At 61.5% G+C, this 19888-nt stretch carries 16 protein-coding genes; 5 read left to right on the top strand and 11 right to left on the bottom strand.

The features are described 5' to 3' along the window. Positions 1-47 precede the first annotated feature (47 nt). Positions 48-1664 carry an AMP-binding protein gene (locus AB6803_RS09900; RefSeq protein WP_371108716.1) on the top strand — a complete coding sequence of 539 codons (1617 nt, stop codon included), beginning with the start codon at positions 48-50 and terminating at the stop codon, positions 1662-1664. Here AB6803_RS09900 and AB6803_RS09895 read toward each other — a convergent pair whose 3' ends face one another. The 5 genes from AB6803_RS09895 to AB6803_RS09875 all read right to left on the bottom strand — a co-directional run bounded on the left by AB6803_RS09895 (position 1665) and on the right by AB6803_RS09875 (position 6998). Continuing rightward, the gene (locus AB6803_RS09895; protein WP_371108715.1) at positions 1665-2513 is read right to left on the bottom strand and encodes an ATP-binding cassette domain-containing protein; all 849 of its coding nucleotides are present in this window, start codon (positions 2511-2513) and stop codon (positions 1665-1667) included. It abuts the gene before it with no gap. Then, positions 2510-3382, bottom strand: coding sequence for an ABC transporter ATP-binding protein (locus AB6803_RS09890; protein WP_371108714.1), 873 nt, complete (start codon positions 3380-3382; stop codon positions 2510-2512). Before AB6803_RS09890 ends, AB6803_RS09895 begins: the two co-directional genes overlap by 4 nt. Beyond that, complete coding sequence (locus AB6803_RS09885; protein WP_371108713.1) at positions 3379-4272, bottom strand: ABC transporter permease; 894 nt, start codon at positions 4270-4272, stop codon at positions 3379-3381. Before AB6803_RS09885 ends, AB6803_RS09890 begins: the two co-directional genes overlap by 4 nt. Beyond that, a complete protein-coding gene (locus AB6803_RS09880; RefSeq protein WP_371108712.1) occupies positions 4265-5272 on the bottom strand; it encodes an ABC transporter permease in 1008 nt (335 codons plus the stop codon). Before AB6803_RS09880 ends, AB6803_RS09885 begins: the two co-directional genes overlap by 8 nt. A 190-nt stretch (positions 5273-5462) precedes the next feature. Beyond that, on the bottom strand, positions 5463-6998 hold the full coding sequence (locus AB6803_RS09875; protein ID WP_371108711.1) for an ABC transporter substrate-binding protein: 1536 nt from the start codon (positions 6996-6998) through the stop codon (positions 5463-5465). Between the two features lie 376 nt (positions 6999-7374). Here AB6803_RS09875 and AB6803_RS09870 point away from each other — a divergent pair, with 376 nt between their 5' ends. Together AB6803_RS09870 and AB6803_RS09865 are read left to right on the top strand one after the other, a co-directional pair. Then, a complete protein-coding gene (locus tag AB6803_RS09870; RefSeq protein WP_371108710.1) occupies positions 7375-9528 on the top strand; it encodes a thiamine pyrophosphate-dependent enzyme in 2154 nt (717 codons plus the stop codon). A gap of 9 nt (positions 9529-9537) precedes the next feature. Beyond that, positions 9538-11097, top strand: coding sequence for an indolepyruvate oxidoreductase subunit beta family protein (locus AB6803_RS09865; protein ID WP_371108709.1), 1560 nt, complete (start codon positions 9538-9540; stop codon positions 11095-11097). A gap of 179 nt (positions 11098-11276) precedes the next feature. Here AB6803_RS09865 and AB6803_RS09860 read toward each other — a convergent pair whose 3' ends face one another. The 3 genes from AB6803_RS09860 to AB6803_RS09850 all read right to left on the bottom strand — a co-directional run bounded on the left by AB6803_RS09860 (position 11277) and on the right by AB6803_RS09850 (position 14254). Continuing rightward, positions 11277-11786, bottom strand: coding sequence for a MarR family winged helix-turn-helix transcriptional regulator (locus AB6803_RS09860; protein ID WP_371108708.1), 510 nt, complete (start codon positions 11784-11786; stop codon positions 11277-11279). A 25-nt stretch (positions 11787-11811) separates the two neighbouring features. Next, positions 11812-13401 carry a phytoene desaturase family protein gene (locus tag AB6803_RS09855; protein ID WP_371108707.1) on the bottom strand — a complete coding sequence of 530 codons (1590 nt, stop codon included), beginning with the start codon at positions 13399-13401 and terminating at the stop codon, positions 11812-11814. A gap of 70 nt (positions 13402-13471) precedes the next feature. After that, positions 13472-14254, bottom strand: a complete 783-nt coding sequence (locus AB6803_RS09850) for a cyclase family protein (protein ID WP_371108706.1) — start codon at positions 14252-14254, stop codon at positions 13472-13474. A gap of 376 nt (positions 14255-14630) precedes the next feature. Between AB6803_RS09850 and AB6803_RS09845 the strand changes: the two genes are divergently transcribed. Both AB6803_RS09845 and AB6803_RS09840 read left to right on the top strand, forming a co-directional pair. Beyond that, positions 14631-16220 carry a phytoene desaturase family protein gene (locus AB6803_RS09845; protein ID WP_371108705.1) on the top strand — a complete coding sequence of 530 codons (1590 nt, stop codon included), beginning with the start codon at positions 14631-14633 and terminating at the stop codon, positions 16218-16220. A gap of 98 nt (positions 16221-16318) precedes the next feature. After that, positions 16319-16834 carry a MarR family winged helix-turn-helix transcriptional regulator gene (locus AB6803_RS09840; protein ID WP_371108704.1) on the top strand — a complete coding sequence of 172 codons (516 nt, stop codon included), beginning with the start codon at positions 16319-16321 and terminating at the stop codon, positions 16832-16834. Between the two features lie 9 nt (positions 16835-16843). On the opposite strand, the gene AB6803_RS09835 is transcribed toward AB6803_RS09840, so the two are convergent. From AB6803_RS09835 to AB6803_RS09825, 3 genes are all read right to left on the bottom strand, one after another. Continuing rightward, positions 16844-17518, bottom strand: coding sequence for an amino acid ABC transporter permease (locus tag AB6803_RS09835; RefSeq protein WP_371108703.1), 675 nt, complete (start codon positions 17516-17518; stop codon positions 16844-16846). Between the two features lie 98 nt (positions 17519-17616). Beyond that, positions 17617-18414, bottom strand: a complete 798-nt coding sequence (locus AB6803_RS09830; protein WP_371108702.1) for an ABC transporter substrate-binding protein — start codon at positions 18412-18414, stop codon at positions 17617-17619. A gap of 80 nt (positions 18415-18494) precedes the next feature. Further along, positions 18495-19703: a pyridoxal phosphate-dependent aminotransferase gene (locus AB6803_RS09825; protein ID WP_371108701.1), complete on the bottom strand. Its 1209-nt coding sequence runs from the start codon at positions 19701-19703 to the stop codon at positions 18495-18497. Positions 19704-19888 lie beyond the last annotated feature (185 nt).

The raw sequence follows: 19888 nt of genomic DNA, 5'->3' as shown, positions 1-19888 counted from the left end.
TATCGCCGATACAGTCGCCGAAGCAGAGAGGAACGGAGAGAAAGCCGATGCTTGGACCGACGGGTCATCTGGATACTTTCACGCGCGACAACCTGCCGCCGTTCGACGAATGGCCGGAACTGCTGCTCGACGGCTTCGAGTATCCCGAATGGCTGAATGCCGGCGAGGAGCTGAGCGACCGTATGGTGGAGCGCGGCTTTGGCGATCGTGTCGCGCTGATCGGCAATGGCCGACGCCGTACCTACAAGGAACTGTCCGACTGGACCAACCGCATCGCCCATGCCCTGGTCGAGGATTTCGGCATTCGGCCCGGCAATCGCGTGCTGATCCGCTCCGGCAACAATCCCGCCATGATCGCCTGCTGGCTTGCTGTGACCAAGGTTGGCGCGGTCGCGGTCAATACGATGCCGATGCTGAGGGCCGGAGAGCTGGCGAAGGTCGTCGACAAGGCCGAGATCACCTTCGCGCTGTGCGATACCAGGTTGATGGAAGAACTGGTGGCGGTGGCGAAAGAGAGCCGCTTTCTGAAGCAGGTGGTCGGTTTCGACGGTACTGCCAATCATGACGCAGAGCTCGACCGGATCGCATTGAACAAGCCGGTGCGCTTTGAAGCTGTCAGGACGGGGAGGGATGATGTCGCCCTTTTGGGCTTTACCTCCGGTTCCACCGGCGTTCCCAAGGCGACCATGCATTTCCACCGCGACATACTCATCATCGCCGATGCCTATGCGAGGGAGATTCTCGGCGTCACGCCGGACGATGTCTTCATCGGCTCGCCGCCGATCGCGTTTACCTTCGGGCTTGGCGGCCTGGTGGTCTTTCCGCTTCGCTTCGGCGCGTCGACGGCGCTGCTGGAGCACGCCTCGCCAAAGAACATGGTGCAGATCATTCAGGACTATAAGGCGACCATCAGTTTCACGGCCCCGACGGCCTATCGCGCCATGTTGGCGGCGATGGAGGAGGGGGCCGATCTTTCGTCCCTGAGGATTGCCGTGTCCGCGGGCGAAACCTTGCCCGGCCCGATTTTCGAGGAGTGGACCCGCAAGACGGGCAAGCCGATCCTGGACGGGATAGGCTCGACGGAAATGCTGCATATCTTCGTCTCCAATCGCCTCGATGATGCCAAGCCCAATTGCACCGGAAAGCCGTTGCGGGGCTACGAGGCACGCATCGTGGATGCCGACATGAACGAGGTTCCCCGCGGGACCATCGGCAAGCTGGTCATTCGCGGACCGATTGGCTGCCGCTATCTCGCCGATCCGCGACAGGCCGAATATGTCCGCGACGGATGGAATATGACGGGAGATTCCTTCATCCAGGACGAAGAAGGCTACCTCCATTTCGCCGCGCGCTCCGACGACATCATTCTCTCCGCCGGCTACAATATTGCCGGGCCCGAGGTCGAAGCCGCGCTGCTGTCCCATGCCGACGTGCTGGAATGTGCGGTGATCGGCAAGCCGGACAACGAGCGCGGACATATCGTTCAGGCCTTTGTTGTGCCGGCACCGGGCATCAACGGCTCGGAAAGCCTTGCGAAGGCGCTGCAGGATCATGTGAAGGCAACGATCGCGCCCTACAAATATCCGAGATCGATCGTCTTCGTGGATGCCTTACCGAAGACCGAGTCCGGCAAGATCCAGCGGTTTCGCCTCAAGCAGCCTTGATCACGCGGCATCATCCTGCTCCGACGTGCGGTTGAGCCAGTCCGGATCGACTTCCGGCAGCGGAATGGCATCGAGCAGCGCTCGGGTGTAGCTGGAGGCCGGCGCGGCGAAGACACGCTCGCATGACCCTTCCTCCACCACGCGACCATGGCGCATCACATAGACCCGGTCGCAGATGGCGCGGATGACGGAGAGATCATGGCTGATGAAGGCCATTGAGAGGCCGAGATCGCGGGAGAGTTCTTTCAGCAAGTTCAGCACCTGTGCCTGTGTCGAGACATCCAGGCCGGAGACGATCTCGTCGGCGAGCACGAAATCCGGTTCGAGCAGGGCGGCGCGGGCAATGCCGATGCGCTGGCGCTGGCCGCCGGAGAGTTCGTGCGGATTGCGGTCGAGGCAGGCTTGCGGCAGCGTCACGCGCTCGAGGATCGTCGCCACACGGCTTTCGGCAGCTTGCCGGTCACCCGCCAGACCATGCAGCAGCACCGGCTCGACAAGGATGCGGCGGATCGTATGGCGCGGGTTGAGCGAGGCCATCGGGTCCTGGAAGATCATCTGCATGCGCCGGCGCAGGGGCCGCATCTCGCCATCCGGCAAATGGGTGATATCCCCGCCGTCGAAATGGATCGTGCCGGCGGAGACATTAACCAGCCGCAGCAGCGCTCGGCCCAATGTCGTCTTGCCGGAACCGCTTTCGCCGACGATGCCGACGGTTTCACCGCGACGGATGTCGATATCGACGCCATGCAGCACCTTGTTGCCACCGCTAGCCCGCCCGAACAGGCGACGTTTGGCGCCGTAGGTGACATCGAGACCTCTAGCGGAAAGGAGGATATCGGGCAGGCTCATTTTCCGCCCTCCGCTATGTCGATTTCGCGACGCAATTGTTGGAAGACGGATTGTGGCACCGGCGTCAGTCCGGCATCCGGCCGATCATAGCGCGGACCGGCGGCGATAAGGGATTTGGTATAGATGTGGCGGGGATCGGCGAGCACGTCGGCGGTGCGGCCTTCCTCGATGACCTTGCCGGCATAGAGCAGGGTAACGGTATCGCAGATCTGCGCGACGACGCCGAGGTCGTGGGTGACGAAGATGACGGCCGTGCCGTGCGCCTCCTGCAAGCCGCGGATCAGCCGCAGGATCTGCTTCTGCACGGTGACGTCGAGAGCCGTTGTCGGCTCGTCGGCGATCACCAGTTTCGGCTCCAGCGCAAAGGCGGCGGCGATCAGGATACGCTGGCGCATGCCGCCGGAAAGCTCATGCGGATAGGCGCGAAGCAGGCGTTCCGGATCGCGGATGTGGACTTCTTCCAGCAACGTCAGCGCTCGCAACCGGGCGTCGCGCGAAGACAGGCCGCGCTTCAGCCGCAAGCCATCGGTCAGTTGCGCCTCGATGCGGCGGCCGGGATTAAGCGCCGTCTGCGGGTCCTGCGGGATCAGCGAAATTTCGTTGCCCATGATGTTGCGAAGGTCTTTCGCGGGCAGCGTCAGCAGATCGCGGTTTTCGAACAGAATGGAGCCGTTGGTGACGCGAACGGTGCGCGGCAGGATGCCGAGCAAAGCCTTGGCGATGGTCGACTTGCCGGCGCCGCTTTCACCGACGAGGCCGCAGACTTTGCCGCGTTGTAATGTCAGAGAGACATTGCGCAGGATCGGAGCGCCACGGTCTCTGTCAGAAACGGCACTCAGGCCGGTGATGGAAAGAAGCGGCTTGGTCATCGGCGCATCACCGGATCAAGGGCGCGGCGCAGGCCATCACCGAGCTGATTGAAGGCAAGCACCGTGGCGAAAAGCGCGATCAGCGGTACGAGAAGCACCCACCAGCCGTCATAGATGATCTGCCGACCCTCGGCGATCATGCCGCCCCAGGTCGGCGTATCCGAGGAAACCGACAGGCCGACGAAGGAGAGGATCGCTTCGACGATGACGGCGATACCCATCTCCAGGCTGATGAGGGCGATCAGTACCGGCGCGACGTTCGGCAAGATTTCGCTGAACAGGATTCTGGCGCGCGAGAAGCCGATGGTTCGGGCGGCGGTGACATAGTCCATCTGCGCCTGCGCCTGGGTTTCGGAACGCACGACGCGGCAAAAGCGCGTCCAGTCGATGATGACGATGGCGGCAATCACCGAATGCACGCCTGAGCCGAAAACGGCGACCAGCAGGATCGACAGCAGTACCGGCGGAAAGGCCATCCAGATATCGACGAGGCGTGAGATCACCTTGTCGATCCAGCCGCCATACCAGCCGGCGACGAGGCCGAGCAAGGAGCCGATCAGGGCCGCCAGGCCTGCCGCCACGAAGGCGACGAGGAGGGCGATACGCGCGCCGAAAATAACGCGGGAGAGCACATCGCGGCCGAGATCGTCGGTGCCGAACAGAAAGCCCGGGTCGGCACCATTGAGCCAGACGGGCGGCAGGGTGCCGGACATCAGATCCTGTTCCAGCGGATCTTTCGGCGCGATGAAGGGGGCGAAGACGGCAAGGATGATCAGGATCAGGATGAAGCCGCCGCCGAAGATGACCTTCGGTTCGGACAGCAGCGCCCGCAGGCGTTTCGTCGTGCGGGACGGTGGTTTGGCGGAGGCGGTCGCGGCGATGTCAGCCATGGGCGAGCCTCGGATTGAAGGCGGCCACCAGCAAGTCGACGGCCAGGTTGACAAGAATGAAGAGAGCGCCAAAGATCAGGACAAGGCCCTGGATCAGCGGTAGATCGCGATTGATCACCGCGTCGATCGCCATGTTGCCGATGCCAGGATAGGCGAAGATGCGCTCGACGATGACGGTGCCGCCAATCAGGAAAGTGAATTGCACGCCGGTGAGCGCAATTGTCGGGCCGACGGCGTTGCGCAGCGCCTCCTGCAGCACCAGACGCATGTTCGACATGCCCTTGAGCCTGGCGAGCAGGATATAGTCCTGCACCATGGCTTCGGACAGCGCTGCCTTCAGCACGCGGGCGATGATGGCGGCAAGCGGCAGGCCGAGGGCCAGCACGGGCATAACCATGTGGGCGGCGATATCGGCGAAGATCCGGAAGCGGAAGGTCAGCAGGCTTTCGATCAGATAGAAGGGCGTCGTGAACTGCGTGTCGATGCTCGGATCGATGCGGCCGGAGAGCGGGAAGAGTGGAAAGAGAACGCCGAGAACCAGTACCAGGGCCAGCGCCCAGACGAAATCCGGTACGGCGAGAAAGAGACCGTTGAGGCTATCGATGACGGGTTCCAGTATCGTGCGGCGGACGAGCGTGCCGACGATCGCTACGGTACCCCCCAACAATACCGCGAGGATGAGCGCGGCAAAGGCTAGCTCCAGCGTTGCGGGCAGGCGTTCGCCGAGCAGGGAGAGCACATTTCGTTTCAGTGAGATCGATGTGCCGAAATCACCTGCCAGAACCGATTTAAGCCAGATGCCGAACTGCACCGGCAGGCTGGCGTCGAGGCCGTAATGGGCGCGGAGCGCCGCGATATCGGCGGGGCTCGCGCCCGGCGAAATCATCATCGCGATCGGATCGCCCGGCACGCCCCGCAGCAGCACGAAGACGATCAGCGCCACTCCGAACAGGGTGACGGCGGCCATGATCAGGCGATTGAGAATGGAGACTGCTATCATTCGTTATGAATTCCGATCGCACGGCTGGTGGCCTTACCTTCTCCCCAGCGGGGAGAAGGACGCGCTCCTGAGCTTGCCGAAGGGGCGCAGGTTGAGGGGGCGTTGCACCGTAAGGCTCCACGGAATATGCCGCACCACCCCCTCATCCGCCCCTTCGGGCCACCTTCTCCCCGAGGGGAGAAGGCTTCACTCAACCTTTCGATACCAATGTCGGCTGCAGCGCGCCGGAGACGTTCGGCGTCACCTTCAGGCTCGATTTATAGACGATCGGCTGAACATATTGCAGCAGCGGGATCACGTATCCCTGCTCGGCAATATATTTGATCACCGCCTTCCAGCCGGCGATGCGCTTGGCTTCGTCCTTTTCCACCCAGAGCGGACCCATCATGTCGTCGACATCCTTGGTCTTCCAGGCCGAGTGCGGTGATGGGCCGAACATGGCAAAGCCGGTGGAGGTCGTCGGGTCGCCGATGGCGTTACCCCAGTTGTAGAAGGCAGCGGGACCGAGCTTATGGGCGGCGCGCAGCTCGTAATGCTTGGCGATTTCGTAGACTTCGATCTCCGCCTCGATGCCGACCTTGCGCCACATGCCGACGATCGCCTGGATCATCTCGTAGTCCTTCGGCTTGAAGCCGCGGGTGGTCTTGATGGCGAACTTTACCGGCTTTTCCGGCGAGAAGCCGCTGGCCGCCAGCAGCTTCTTGGCCTGCTCCGGGTCGTAAGGGATTTTGATGGAGGCGTCGTAGGCGTCGTATTCCGGCGCTTCCAGTGTCGAGAGCGGCTTGCCGTAGCCGCGTAGTAGGCGCTTGATGATCGCTTCCTTGTCGATCGCCATATTGGCGGCAAGCCGCACGTTCTTGTCGAGCATCGGATCGACGTTGCTGATGAAGATCATGCCGATATCGGAGATCGGCGTGGCGACGCCGGCAAGGCCAGATTTCTTCTTCAGGCGGTCGAAATCCTCGTAGGGGATTTCCAGGGTCACATCGGAGGAGCCGGATTCGATTTCGGCGACGCGGCTTGTCGTATCGGGCACGAACTTGAAGATGACGGTATCGAAGACCGGCTTGCCGCCGAAATAATTCGGGTTTGCCTTCAGCCGAAGGTAGGAATTGCCCTCATAGGCGTCGACCATATAGGGGCCTGTGCCGACGGGCTTCTTCTCGAAGCCTTCCGCGCCGACCTTGGTATAGTAGTCCTTGGGCAGGACATAGCCGGTCAGAAACGCCATCCATTTGAAGAAGGTCGGCTCGAAGCGGACGACATCGCCGGTAATGCGATTGCCTTCCACTTTATAGTTGTTGGCCGTCGACCAGATGAACTGGATCGGATTGCCGGTATCCTGCTTGGCGGCGCGCTCCAGCGACCAGACAATGTCGTCGGGCGTGAACTTGGAGCCGTCATGCCAGGTGACACCTTCGCGAACATCCATCCAGACCTTGGTTTTGTCGTCGTTCCAGCCCCAGGCGGTCAAAAGACCCGGCTGGAACTTCAGATCAGGGCCCTGGCCGATGAACTGGTCGAAGACCGAGCGATAGATCGCCTGGATCGATGGATTGACCGCCGACGGCCCCGTGGTCGGATCGAAAGAAGGTAGATTGACGTTGTAAGCGATGGTCAGCGTGCCGGCTTCGGCAGCTTCCACATGCGTCCTGCCCGCTAGAATACCGGTAATAAAAGCAGCTGCGCCAAGGCTCAATGCCTCGCGCCGAGTAAGCGTTGTCATGGTCACTCCGTTCCCCTGTTAAGCGGCAGAAAAGCATGACGCCCGCTTGCCGCTGGCGATTTATTTTCGGAATGTTTTAATCTTAAAATAAGGCTTCTGAACCGGCAAGCGCTTTCTCTGGGCGCTCAGTAGATTCCGGAGCCAGCTACTTGTTGGGATTTCGATACGGGAGCTCATAATTCATGCAGATGCATATATATCTGTTCGCCATCTGCCGCTTGTGGCGGTTCTTTCTCAGCCCATTATCCGCCGCCGTGCCTAATCGATCATACATGCCGGGTGGTCTCTTATTTGTTCATTGACAGCCGGACAAAGTTCAAAATATGATTTTGCAAATGATTTAAAATAAGCCCAATAGGGCAAAGGGGTAACTTCGATGGCCGAACGGTCGTTTGCGCGCGAGGTCGAGGATCTGAAGCTTGGGGAAGGTGATATCTTCCGCGGCGAAGGCATCCTTGCGATCACCAAGGCATTGTTGCAATCGGGTGTTTCCTATGTCGGCGGCTATCAGGGATCGCCGATTTCCCACCTCATGGATGTGCTGGCTGACGCTAAGGACGTGATGGAGGATCTGGGGGTTCATTTCGAGACCTCGGCGTCTGAAGCGGCCGCCGCTGCCATGCTCTCCGCCTCGGTCATGTATCCGGTGCGCGGCGCCGTCACCTGGAAATCGACGGCGGGCACGAATGTCGCCTCCGACGCGCTCTCCAACCTCTCCTCCGGCGGCGTAACCGGCGGAGCTCTGATCATCATCGGCGAAGACTATGGCGAGGGTTCCTCGATCATGCAGGAACGCAGCCATGCCTATGCGATGAAGTCGCAGATGTGGCTGCTCAATCCGCGCCCGAACCTGCCGTCGATCGTGCAGGCGGTCGAAGAGGGGTTCGAACTGTCGGAGGCCTCCAACACGCCGGTCATGCTGCAGGTCGGCATCCGCAGCTGTCATGTCCACGGCCAGTTCGAAGCCAAGGACAACAAGCGGCCGACCTATACGCTGAAGCAGGCACTGGAAAATCCGATCCGCGACGTCAACCGTATCGTGCTGCCGCCTGCTTCCTTCCTGCATGAGAAGGAGAAGCTGGAAAAGCGCTGGCCGGCGGCCGTCGAGTTCATCAAGAAGCGCCAGCTCAACGAGTATTTCGGTCCGTCCGAAGGCGAGGTCGGCATCATCCTGCTTGGTGGTGCGTATAATGGTGTCATGCGCGCGCTGCAGCAGCTCGGCCTTGCCGATGTCTACGGCAATTCCGCCGTACCGCTTTACGTCCTCAATGTTGCCTATCCGCTGATCGACGATCAGATGGCCGAATTCTGCGCCAACAAGAAAGCGGTGCTGCTGGTCGAGGAGGGCGCGCCTGAATATATTGAGCAATCCCTCAACACCATCCTGCGCCGCCGCGATATCCAGACCAAGATTTCCGGCAAGGATGTCCTGCCGATGGGCGGGGAATATACCGCGCCTGTCCTGATGAAGGGCATCAAGAATTTCCTGGAGACGCATCAGCGTGTGCTGCTCGGCAACCAGCCACCGCTGCCGGACCCGACACCGATCCTGAACGACCCGAAGATCAAGGCGCTCGCCGAAGTCGTGCCGCCGCGCCCGCCGGGCTTCTGCATCGGCTGTCCCGAGCGGCCGATCTTTGCGGCGATGAAGCTGGTCGAAGGCGAACTTGGTCAGCACCACATCTCCGGCGATATTGGCTGTCACCTGTTCTCGATCCTGCCGCCGTTCAATCTGGGCAGCACGACCATGGGCTACGGTCTCGGCCCGGCTGCGGCCTCGGCTTTCAATGTTGCCGCCGACAAGCGCGCGATTTCGGTGATGGGCGATGGCGGTTTCTGGCACAATGGTCTGGCGACCTCGGTCGGCAATGCCGTCTTCAACAAGCAGGACGGCGTTATCCTCGTCGTCGACAATTTTTATTCGGCCGCGACCGGCGGCCAGGATATTCCGTCTTCGCGGGCGCTCAACCCACGCCGCAAGACCAACAATTCCATCGTCAATGCCGTCAAGGGCATCGGCGCCACCTGGGTCCGCCAGATCGATCGCACCTATGATGTCGCCAAGATGCGCGACACGCTGCGCGAAGCGCTGACCTCGAAGGAACCGGGACCAAAGATTATCGTCGCTTCCTCCGAATGCATGCTGAACAAGCAGCGCCGCGTGAAGCCGCTATTCGCCAAGGCGGTCAAGGACGGCAAGCGCATGGTCAAGGAGCGGTTCGGCGTCGATGAGGACGTCTGCACCGGCGATCACGCCTGCATCCGGCTTTCCGGCTGTCCGTCGCTGTCGGTCAAGCAGACCGACGATCCCTTGAAGGACGATCCGGTGGCGGCGATCGATAACAACTGCGTTGGCTGCGGCAATTGCGGCGAAGTGTCGGAGGCGGCTGTCCTCTGTCCCTCCTTCTACCGTGCCGATATCATTCATAATCCGACCGGCTGGGACCGTTTCCTTGCCCGCATGCGTGCATCCGTCATCGGCTGGCTGCAGGCCCGCCGCCGGGCCGGCCGCATCGTGTTTGCGGATTGAGGTGATGATATGAACGAGCATGTGAGCATGGGTAATATCGGCACCAGCCGCCTGTCGACCGACAAGCCGCTGTCGCTTGCCGTCCTCGCCATGGGCGGGCAGGGTGGCGGCGTCCTGGCCGACTGGATCGTCGGGCTTGCCGAAGCTGAGGGATGGATGGCGCAGACCACCTCCGTTCCTGGCGTGGCGCAGCGCACCGGTGCGACGATCTACTATATCGAGATGCTGCCGGCTCGCGACGGCCATGCGCCGATCTTCTCGCTGATGCCGACGCCGGGCGATGTCGATGTCGTCTTGGCGGCGGAGCTAATGGAAGCCGGTCGTTCGGTGCTGCGCGGGTTGGTCACGCCGGACAAGACCGTGCTGATCGCTTCGACGCACCGCTCCTTCGCCGTCGGCGAAAAGGAAAAGCCGGGCGATGGCATTGGCAACCCCGAAGTCGTGGTTGAAGCCACGGATTTTGCCGCCAAGCGCACCATTGCCTTCGACATGGAGACGCTGGCGATCAAGAATGGCAGCGTGATTTCCGCCTCGATGTTCGGCGCGCTGGCCGCTTCCGGGGCATTGCCGTTCGGCAGGCAGGCTTTCGAGGCGATGATCCGTGCCGGCGGCAAGGGCATCGAGCCCAGCCTGAAAGCCTTCAACGCCGCCTTCGACCGCACCAAGGATAGGCCGCGCGATGCGGTTTCCGCAACGCCGCCGAAACATTTCGAAGTGCTGCCGGAGACGGCTGGCCACCCGGCGCTCGACCGCCTTGTCCATCGCATCCGAGCCGAATTCCCGGAAGAAGCGCGGCCGCTGCTGTTCGCCGGCGTCAAGAAGCTCACCGATTATCAGGACCCGGCCTATGCCGACGAGTATCTGACCCGGGTGGCGGCGCTCTACGCGCTGGATCGCAAGGTCGGTGGTATTGCCAAGGACTTTGCCTTCACCGTGCAGGCGGCGAAATATGTTGCCGTTGCCATGGCCTATGACGATGTCATCCGCGTCGCCGATCTGAAGGTGCGCGCGTCTCGCTTCGATCGTGTGCGCAAGGAGGTCGGCGCCAAGGATGACCAGATCGTCTATATGACCGAATATATGCACCCGCGCATGGAGGAGGTCTGCGGTACGCTGCCGAAGGGCCTGGGCCTCTGGATCGAAAACCGGCCGAAGCTCTTCGATCGTCTCGATCGCGTGGTCAACAAGGGCCGCCGTGTGCAGACCGGCACGCTCTTCTGGTTCCTCGGCCTCTATATCGTCTCGGCGCTGCGCCGCACCCGCCGCGGCACGCTGCGGCACATGCGCGAAGTCGAACATCGAGAGGCCTGGCTTGTCACAGCCGCCAATCTGCTCGGCACGAACTACGATCTCGCTGTCGAAGTCCTCAACAACCGTCGCCTGGTCAAAGGCTATTCCGACACGCATGCGCGCGGTCTGTCGAAATTCGACCGTGTCATGTCGGCGCTGCCGATCTTGCGGGATCGGGAGGATGGTGCGGCCTGGATGAAACGGCTGCGGCAGGCGGCGCTGCTGGATGAGAACGGGGTTGCGCTGGATGGGGCCCTGAAGACGGTGGCGACGCTGTGAAGGGTGTGTTTCAGCCACCCGCCCTCGTGGTTCGAGGCTCCGGTCCTTCGGCCCTCGGCACCTCACCATGAGGGCTAACCGTTTGCGTCAATCGCGAAATTCGCTCCGCCTCTTCCTGAAGCGCAGCGGAAAGGTGCCTCGAAGGACAAGGCGGCCATAGGCGCCACCCCGATCTCATCTCAAATCTCATGCTTCCTGATATTATGCAGCACCTTGTGCAGCGTCGCGATGAAGGCGCGGTATTCGGCTTCTTCCACGCCGTCGAACATCTGCAGGAACAGGTCGTACATGGTCGGCCAGACCTTTTCGAAGGCGGCGCGGCCGTCTTCGGTGATGGAGACGTCGCGGATGCGCATGTCTTCGGCACGGGGCTGGCGGCGGATGAAGCCTTGTTGCTCGAGCGAGTCCAGCGTCCGGCTCATCGTCGATTGCTCGGTGACGGCAAAGACGGCGAGCTCGTTGATGGTGACCGACGAGGAGACGCTGAGGACGGCGAGCGCGCGCATCTTCGCGGTCGTCATGTCGTATTCGCGCAGTTCCTCCGACATGTTGATGTTCCAGCGGGCCATCAGCCGGTTCATCAGATAGGGAGCGAAATGGTTGAGCCCGATTTCGCCCATGGTCGGACGCTTCTTCTCCGAGCCATTGTGACTGCGCCGCAAAACGGCGCCTGAAAACCGTTCCTCCATGAACGATGTCTCCTCGTGGGACTTGCTATTTCAGTGATGACGCGAGCAGGAAGCCCGAGCCGCCGCCGAGGCCTGCTCCTGGATGCGTCGAAGCGCCGATGTGGTATAGGCCTGCTACATGGGTGCGGTGGTTAACAGAGGACTTGAAGGGGCGCCAGAGGAAAAGCTGGTCTATGCCGCTGTAGCCGCCATAGGGGTCGCCACCGACGAGATTGATGTTCATGGCTTCGAGATCGGCCGGTGAATAGGCGCGCCGCGCAAGCTTGATACCGTCGAAATTCTCGATATGGCTGGCGAGCAGCGCTTCGACGCGGTCGGCATAGCGCTCGCGCACCTCTTCCGTCCAGCGGCCATCAGCAGGCGTTGTGATCTCTCCGGCGGCATCGCCCTTGATGTGACGCGGCGCTTCGGGAAGCTGGAGCCACAGGATCGATTTTCCCTCCGGCGCGCGGCTGGGATCGAAGGAGACAGGCTGGCCGACGCAGACGCTCGGCTCGGCCGGCAGCAGCCCGCGTTCGCATTCATTGGCGGCGCGCGACACGCCGTCGAGGCCGGGGGTCAGATGCAGCAGCGCCACCTTGCCAAGCTCCGCATTGGCTTTCCAGCGCGGCGGTTCGGACAGGGCGTAATGGATCTGCATGTTGCCCTTGCCATAGCGATAGCCGGCAACGCCGGTCTTGATCTCGGCGGGAAGTGGCGTGGGCCAGTCCTTCATCAGCCGTTCATAGAGCTGGTTCGGCGTTACCGAGCAGATGACGCCGGCGTTGGCTTCCAGCGTTTCGCCGCTCGCAAGCTTGACGCCGTCGGCGCGGCCGCTCGGACCGGCGATGACGCTTTCGACATCGGCGCCGGTGCGGATTTCGCCGCCATTGTCGGTGATCAGCCGTTCGAAGGCGGTCAGCAGTGTTCCGGCGCCGCCTTTGACGACGGGTGCGCCGGCAAGCTCGATGGCAAAGCCGATGACCTTCAGCATCTCGGCCGAATAGGCGCTTTCCGGCCCGAGGCCGCAATGCAGCACCCAGGGCGCCCAGAGCGCATGGATGTCTTCGGATCGATAGGTGGTTTCGAGATAGCCGCGCGCCGGTGTTAGGGCCTCGCCGAACCAGGCGGCGAGATTGCGCAGGCCGCGGCTCCAGCCCTGCTTGGCTATCATCTTCAAGGTCGGGCGCGACCACAGCGCGCCGCCGAGCAGCGAAAACAGGAAAGGAGCGTCGGCGGCAAGCGCGTCCATTTCGCGCGCAAAGGTCTGGCCATCGCCGGGCGATAGCGCATCGAAGGTCGCGATGTTGCGCTGCCGGTCCTTGGAGAGGAAGACGTGCGAACCGTCCGGCCTCAGCACGCCGGTCGGCAGGTCCGCATGGCAGAATTCGAGACCGCGTGCCTCCAGATCCTTGCCGATGGCGCCATAGGCGGGCGAGGTCAGAAACAGCACCAGCGTCGTCGCCATGACATCATGGATGAAGCCCGCCTCGGTGATCTCCTCGCTGCGCAGGCAGCCGCCGATGCGATCGTTGCGCTCGAGGACGAGAACCTTGCGGCCCTTCTTGCCGAGCATGGCGGCCGCAACCAGTGCGTTGATGCCGCTGCCGACGATAATGTAATCATGGTCGCTCATGCCGCCCCCTGGCAAAGACGAATGTCGAGGAAGAGGTCGAAGCGCCGCCACGCCCCGACCCCCTGGCCCATCATGCAATCAGCGCCAGTGCGCGCACCGGAGATCCCGTGCCCTTGACGAATTTCAGCGGTGCCGCGATCAGCACGGCGCCCTTGGCCGGGAGTTGGTCGAGGTTGGACAGGCTGGCAAGACCATAGCGGTTCGCCTTGTGCATGAGATTGTGCGCTGGGAAGGGTGGGGTCATGCCACCGGCGGAACCGGCGTCCGTGCCGATCGTCTCCGAACCCCAGCCGATGATGCCCTTGCTCAGCAAATAATCGATGGCTTCGGCGGTCGGACCTGGCGAATGCGGACCGTTTTCGTCGGCGTTGAGGAAGGTTTCAGTCGAGCCGTTGCGCTTGTACCAGTCGGTGCGCAGCAAGACCCAGGAGCCGGCTTCGATGGTACCGTGCTCGGCTTCCCATTCCTTGATGCTGTCGACGGTCAGCAGATAGTCCGCATTGGCGGCTGCTTCCTTCGAGCGGTCGATAACGTTGACCGGGGCAACGAAGTTCTGCGGCGGGATGGTGTCGGTCGTGTTGTTCGGATTGTCCTTGCCTGTGATCCAATGACAGGGCGCGTCGAAATGCGTGCCGGTGTGCTCGCCAAGTTCCAGCCAGTTCCAGGCCCAGAAGGGGCCATCCTGGTTATATTCCGAAATCGTGTGTACCTTGACCGACGGCGTGTTCTTGCCGAACTGTGGCGGCAGGTAGAGCACCGGCGTTTCCGGGCCGAGCGGCGCCGTCAGATCGACGACCTTGATGGCGCCTGAGACGAGGGCCGAGGCGAGGCTGGCAAGCGTATTGACGGTCATGTTGCGTTCCCCTTGATTTGGCATGATCCTACATGAGGGGCCGCTTCGCGGACCTTCATCTTAGGACCAGGTTTGAAAGCCTTTACCGCCAGGCGCGGAGCGCGTTTCCTCAAATCGCGAGACCGTGCAGCAGCGGCAGAATGAGGGCGAGCCTATGTTACAATATATGATAATGCAAGCATTGCGCCGGGTCGCGAAGGCAAAAATCGGACGGATCTTCGAGGCTTTGCAACCGGTCCAAATGCTGGAAAATAAACGCTATTCTCGCGACATTTTCTGGAGTGAGTGACATTCGGTTGTAATCGGTCGCCGCGATTTTGCATTCCGGGTACTTGAAGCCTAAAGCTTAAAATGTATGCATGTGATGATAATAATCATGACAAAAGAGGGTCAATCGATGAGCTATGATGCGATCATTGTGGGAGCCGGTCACAATGGCTTGGCGGCGGCGGTGCATCTGGCGGCCAAAGGCTGGAAAGTCGGCGTCATCGAAGGCAATGCCGAGCCTGGCGGGGCGGTCAAAACTCGCGAAGTGACGCTGCCGGGATTCCGCCATGACCTCTGCGCCATGAACCTCTCGATGTTCGCCGGCTCGGCCTTCTTCGCGCAGTACAAGAACGAGTTGATCGCCGAGGGCATCGGCTTTGCGCCGGCGGCGGATTGTTTTGCCAGCGTCTTTCGCGACGGCACCCATCTCGGCGTCAGCACCGATCTGGAAAAGACCACGGGCGCGATCGCCGATATCTCGCCAAAGGATGCTGCCGCGTGGCGGGCCATGCTGTCGGAATTCGGTTCGGACGCGCCGCATATTTTCGGCTTGCTTGGTGCGCCGATGCCGTCGGCGGCGACCGCCAAGGTGGTCTGGAAGGCCTGGCGAGAGAAGGGGACGGGCTGGCTTTACGATACCGCGCGAATGCTGCTTGCCTCGCCGCGCGATTTCCTCGATGCGCGGTTTGAGAGCGTCAAGCTGAAGACGATGATGGCGGCCTGGGGGCTGCATCTCGATTTCGCTCCCGATGTCGCCGGCGGCGCGTTGTTTCCCTATCTGGAATCCATGGCCGACCAGGCGTTCGGCATGGTGATCGGTAAGGGTGGCGCCGATACGATCGTCAAGGCGATGGTGGGCGTGCTCAAGGCCAAGGGTGGTGAGCTAATGCTTGGCACGCGGGTCGACAAGATCATCACCGCCGGCGGCAAGGCGACCGGCGTGGTCCTCGCCGATGGGCGGCGTTACGAGGCCAAGCGCGCCGTCATCGCCAATGTCCATCCGCAGATCCTGTTCGGAAAACTGCTCGATCAGCAGGCGTCGCGTCAGGAGTTCGACCGTAAGATCGCCAAGTTCCGTGCCGGTCCCGGCACGATGATGATCCATCTGGCGCTCTCCGGTCTGCCGGACTGGACGGCGGGCGAGGCGCTCAAGTCCTTCGCCTATGTCCATATCGCGCCGGATCTTGAGATGATGTCGCGCGTCTATGCCGAAGCGATGGGTGGGCTCCTGCCGGCCGAGCCGGCATTGGTGGTCGGCCAACCCACTGCGGTCGATCCGTCACGTGCGCCGGATGGGCAGCATGTGCTCTGGATACAGGTGCGCGTTCTGCCGGCGGAATTCAGCGGCGATGCGGCGGGTGAAATCGGCGGGCGGAGTTGGGACGAGGTGAAGGAGGCCTATGCCGAGCGCGTGCTTGATATCGTCGAGCGCTATGCGCCCAGCCTGCGCCGCAAGATATTGGCACGATCGGTGTTTTCGCCTGTCGATCTCGAGCGGGAGAACCCGAACCTGATCGGCGGCGACAATCTTTCCGGCAGTCATCATCTCGACCAGAATTTCCTGTTTCGCCCGGTTGCCGGCTATTCGCGCTACAGGACGCCGGTCGCTTCGCTTTACATGTGCGGGGCGTCTACCTGGCCGGGCGCGGGGACGGGCGCCGGCTCCGGCTTCATGCTGGGGAAAATGCTGACGAAGTGACCGTCTCCGGGCTTGATGCGTAAACCTTTGACATTTGAAATATTGCTCCGTAGACCGTTCCTATATGAAATAGCAAACTGGCGATCTGAGCTGAAACCATGGCAGAATCCGAGAGCGCAACCGTCGATCTGGAAATCATCGTCCGGGGGGCCCAGGAGGGCAAGAAGCAGGAGCTGCGGCTCTGGCTGCGGATGCTGTCGACCACCAAGCTGATATCGCAGGAAATCCGCCGGCGCCTGCGCAACGAGTTCGGTGCAACGCTGCCGCAGTTCGACCTGATGGCGCAGCTCTATCGCGAGCATGACGGTCTGCGGCTCGGCGAGCTTTCCAAGCGCACGATGGTCACCAACGGCAATGTCACGGGACTGGTGGAGCGGCTGGAAACGGACGGCCTGGTGCTTCGCGAGACGCCTGACGGTGACCGGCGCGTGACGGTCGCGAAGCTGACGAAGAAGGGTGATGAGATTTTCGCCGCCATGGCGGCTGCCCATGAGGGTTGGCTGCGCGAGTTGATGGCCGATGTCGACCCCACCATTATCGCCGAACTCTGGAAAGATATCGGCGAGGTCAAATCGTCGGTCAACAATCATCTTTCGGGTGCCGCTTTCGATTGATGGCTAGATCTATCGTGCCTGCTCGCTCTTGAATCTTTTTTCGAGCACGCTCACCAGGCGCACCATCGGCCAGAGCAGGATGACGTAGATCAGCGCTGCCATGATCAGTGGCGAGGGGTTGGCATAAAAGCCTTGCGCATTCTGCCCCTCTTTCAAAAGCTCCGGCAAAGCTACGGTCGAGGCGAGTGACGTATCCTTGAACATCGAGACGCAGTTGCTGGTGGTCGGCGGAATGACGATGCGGATCGCCTGCGGCAGGACCACTTTGTAGAGCGTGATCAGGAAGGGGATGCCGAGCGCGGCGGCGGCCTCGAACTGACCGCGCGGCACGCTTTCGATGCCGGAGCGGAAGACTTCGGCCGAATAGGCGGCAAGCACGATCGAGAAGCCCAGGATCGCCGACCACCAGGCGGAAAAGCTGATGCCGACAAAGGGCAGGGCATAGTATATCAGGATCAGCACCACCAGCATCGGCATGGCGCGCATGATGTCGATAAAGCCGACCATCAGCAGGCGGATCGGCTTGGGCGCATAGAGGCGGATCAGGCTGACGACGAGACCGGCCGACACACCGATGATAATGCTGACCACGCCAAGCGCAATGGTCATCCAGAGACCGCGCAGCAATTGCGGGAAAGCCGAAATCATGACGTCGGAATTGAAGAAGGTATCGACGAACGACATTGGCACTCCCATCAGGCGAAACAAAGTGAAGGTCTATCCAAAATTACGCCGGCCGAGGTGGGCCGGCGTAACTGCTCGCGTAGAATATGATCTTTTGATCACGCCTTGGGTATAGGCATTTCGGTGACGGTGGAGGAGCCGGCGGGAGCCTTGCTGCCGAACCACTTCTCATGGATCTTTTCCAGCGTGCCGTCTTTCTTCATGGCGGTGATGGCGTCGTTGATCTTGCCGACCAGCGGCGAATCCTTGGTCATCATCAGGCCGTATTGTTCGCCGGTCTTGATGCGGTCCTTGATGGCGAAGCCCTTGGTCTTGACGAAGAGATACTCCATGCCGGGAACGTCGCTGATGATCGCATCGATGCGGCCGGCACCGAGATCGAGGAACACATCCTGTTGGGCATTGTAGCCCTTGACGTCGGCGAAGCCCTGGGTGGCCTTGTTGTCGTTGGCCCACTTCTCGCCGGTTGAGCCGGAGAGGACGCCGACGGTCTTGTCCTTGAGATCGGCAAGGACCTTGATCGGGCTGCTGTCCTTGGTGGCGATGCCCATGTCGGAATCGTAATAGGGCTGCGCGAAGGATTGCGATTTCAGGCGTTCGGGCGTGATGGTGATCGAGGAGATGGCCACGTCGATGCGCTTGGAGCTGGTGGCGGCGAACAGGGCCTGAAAGCCGTAGTCGGCGATGTTCGTCGTCATGCCGGCCCGCTTGGCCGCTTCGTTGACGATATCGACCTCGAAGCCTTCGAAGGTGCCGCTCGCGGTCTTGTATTCGAAGGGCGGGTTGTTCGGATAGGAGCCGACATTCAGCACATCGGCGGCATAGGCCAAGTGGCTGCCGCCGGCCATGCCGACGACGGTCGCAAGGACCAGTAGATTGCGGCGGGTCAAATTCATTTCATTGTTCTCCCTCTGGTTATGACCGTGGACGCGTTCTGTCCGCGGGTATTGCCGGATCCCACCTACGCGGTGGGCCTTCAAGCCATGGCGTCGACCATGCGGTCGAGCGCGATCCGCATCTGTTCGGTGTCACGGAAGGTGCACATGCGCAGGAATGGGCGCGACGCTTCACCGAAATGATAGCCGGGCGCCAGGCCGACACGCGCGGTTTCGAGAATGCGCTCGCAAACCGCCGTGGCATCGGCTTCACCCTTCAGCGCGAAGAAGGCATACATGCCGCCGCGCGGCTTTTCCGGCAGGATGACGCCGGGGATCTGCGGCAGCTTTTCATAGGCGAGATCGAGGCCGGCCTTGATCCTGGCGCGGATTTCGGCGACCAGCGGCTCGCCCTCGCGGATGGCGGCGGCAGCGCCTGCCTGGATCATCGCCGATGTGCCGCTGTTGACATATTGGGTCATGGCGCCAAGCTGATCGGCCACGCCTGAAGGATGCGTCAGCCAGCCGACGCGCCAGCCGGTCATCGCCCAGGCCTTCGAGAAACTGTTGATGGCGATCACCCGATCGTCGTCCCCGGCGACCTGCAGGATCGACGGCGCGATATCGCCGTCGAAATAGAGGCGGGCATAGACTTCGTCGGAGATGATCCAGATGCCGGTGCGGCGGCTGAAATCCAGCAATGCCTGCATCTCCTCGCGTGTTGCCGTCCAGCCGGTCGGATTGGCTGGCGTCGACAGGAAGATGGCGCGGGTGCGGGCGTCGCAACGGGCGAAGAGCTTGTCGAGGTCGAGACGCCAGTCGGTGTCGAAATCGAGAGAAACGGCGCGCGGCTCACCGCCGATCAGGTGGATAGCATTGTGGATGTTCGGCCATTGCGGCGCGACATAGACGACATTGGTGCCGACATCGACCAGCAGCTCCAACGCGATATAGAGTGCCTGCATGCCACCGGGCGCAACGGTGGTGCGTTCGATCGGGATGGGGCGGCCATGCCAGTGCGTCTGATAGTTGGACAGCGCCTCGTTCAGCGCGGGGAGGCCGCGCATATTCGGGACATAGAAGGTCTGGCCATCATCGAGCGCCTTCTTGGCGGCGTCGCGAATGAAGGCCGGCGTCACCACGTCACCTTCGCCGAACCACAGCGGAATGACGCCGCCAAGCTCGCGGGCGCGCTTGGCCAGTACGGCGATATTGTCGGTGCGCAGATCGCGGATCTGGGCACGGATGCCTTCGAAGGCGTTTCGGTCGTGTGTCATCTCGGACAGGTTGTTCGGTGGCAGAAGAGACAAGAAACTTCCCCTGGAAAACTGGTGTCGGAAAGGCCGCAGTGTCACGGGTAGCGGCGTTCGGATCACCCTTTGTTTTGGGGATCGTTATCCAAAATGCGGGGCTTTTCAAGGAAAAAGTTTTAAGCTTAAAAAATCTAAAGGAATGTCGAAAGCAACCGCGAATGAGGCTGTTTTCGACAGAGATT

The sequence above is a fragment of the Rhizobium sp. RCC_161_2 genome, assembly GCF_041355235.1.
Lineage (GTDB): Bacteria > Pseudomonadota > Alphaproteobacteria > Rhizobiales > Rhizobiaceae > Rhizobium.
This window is presented reverse-complemented; position numbering and strand designations above follow the sequence as displayed.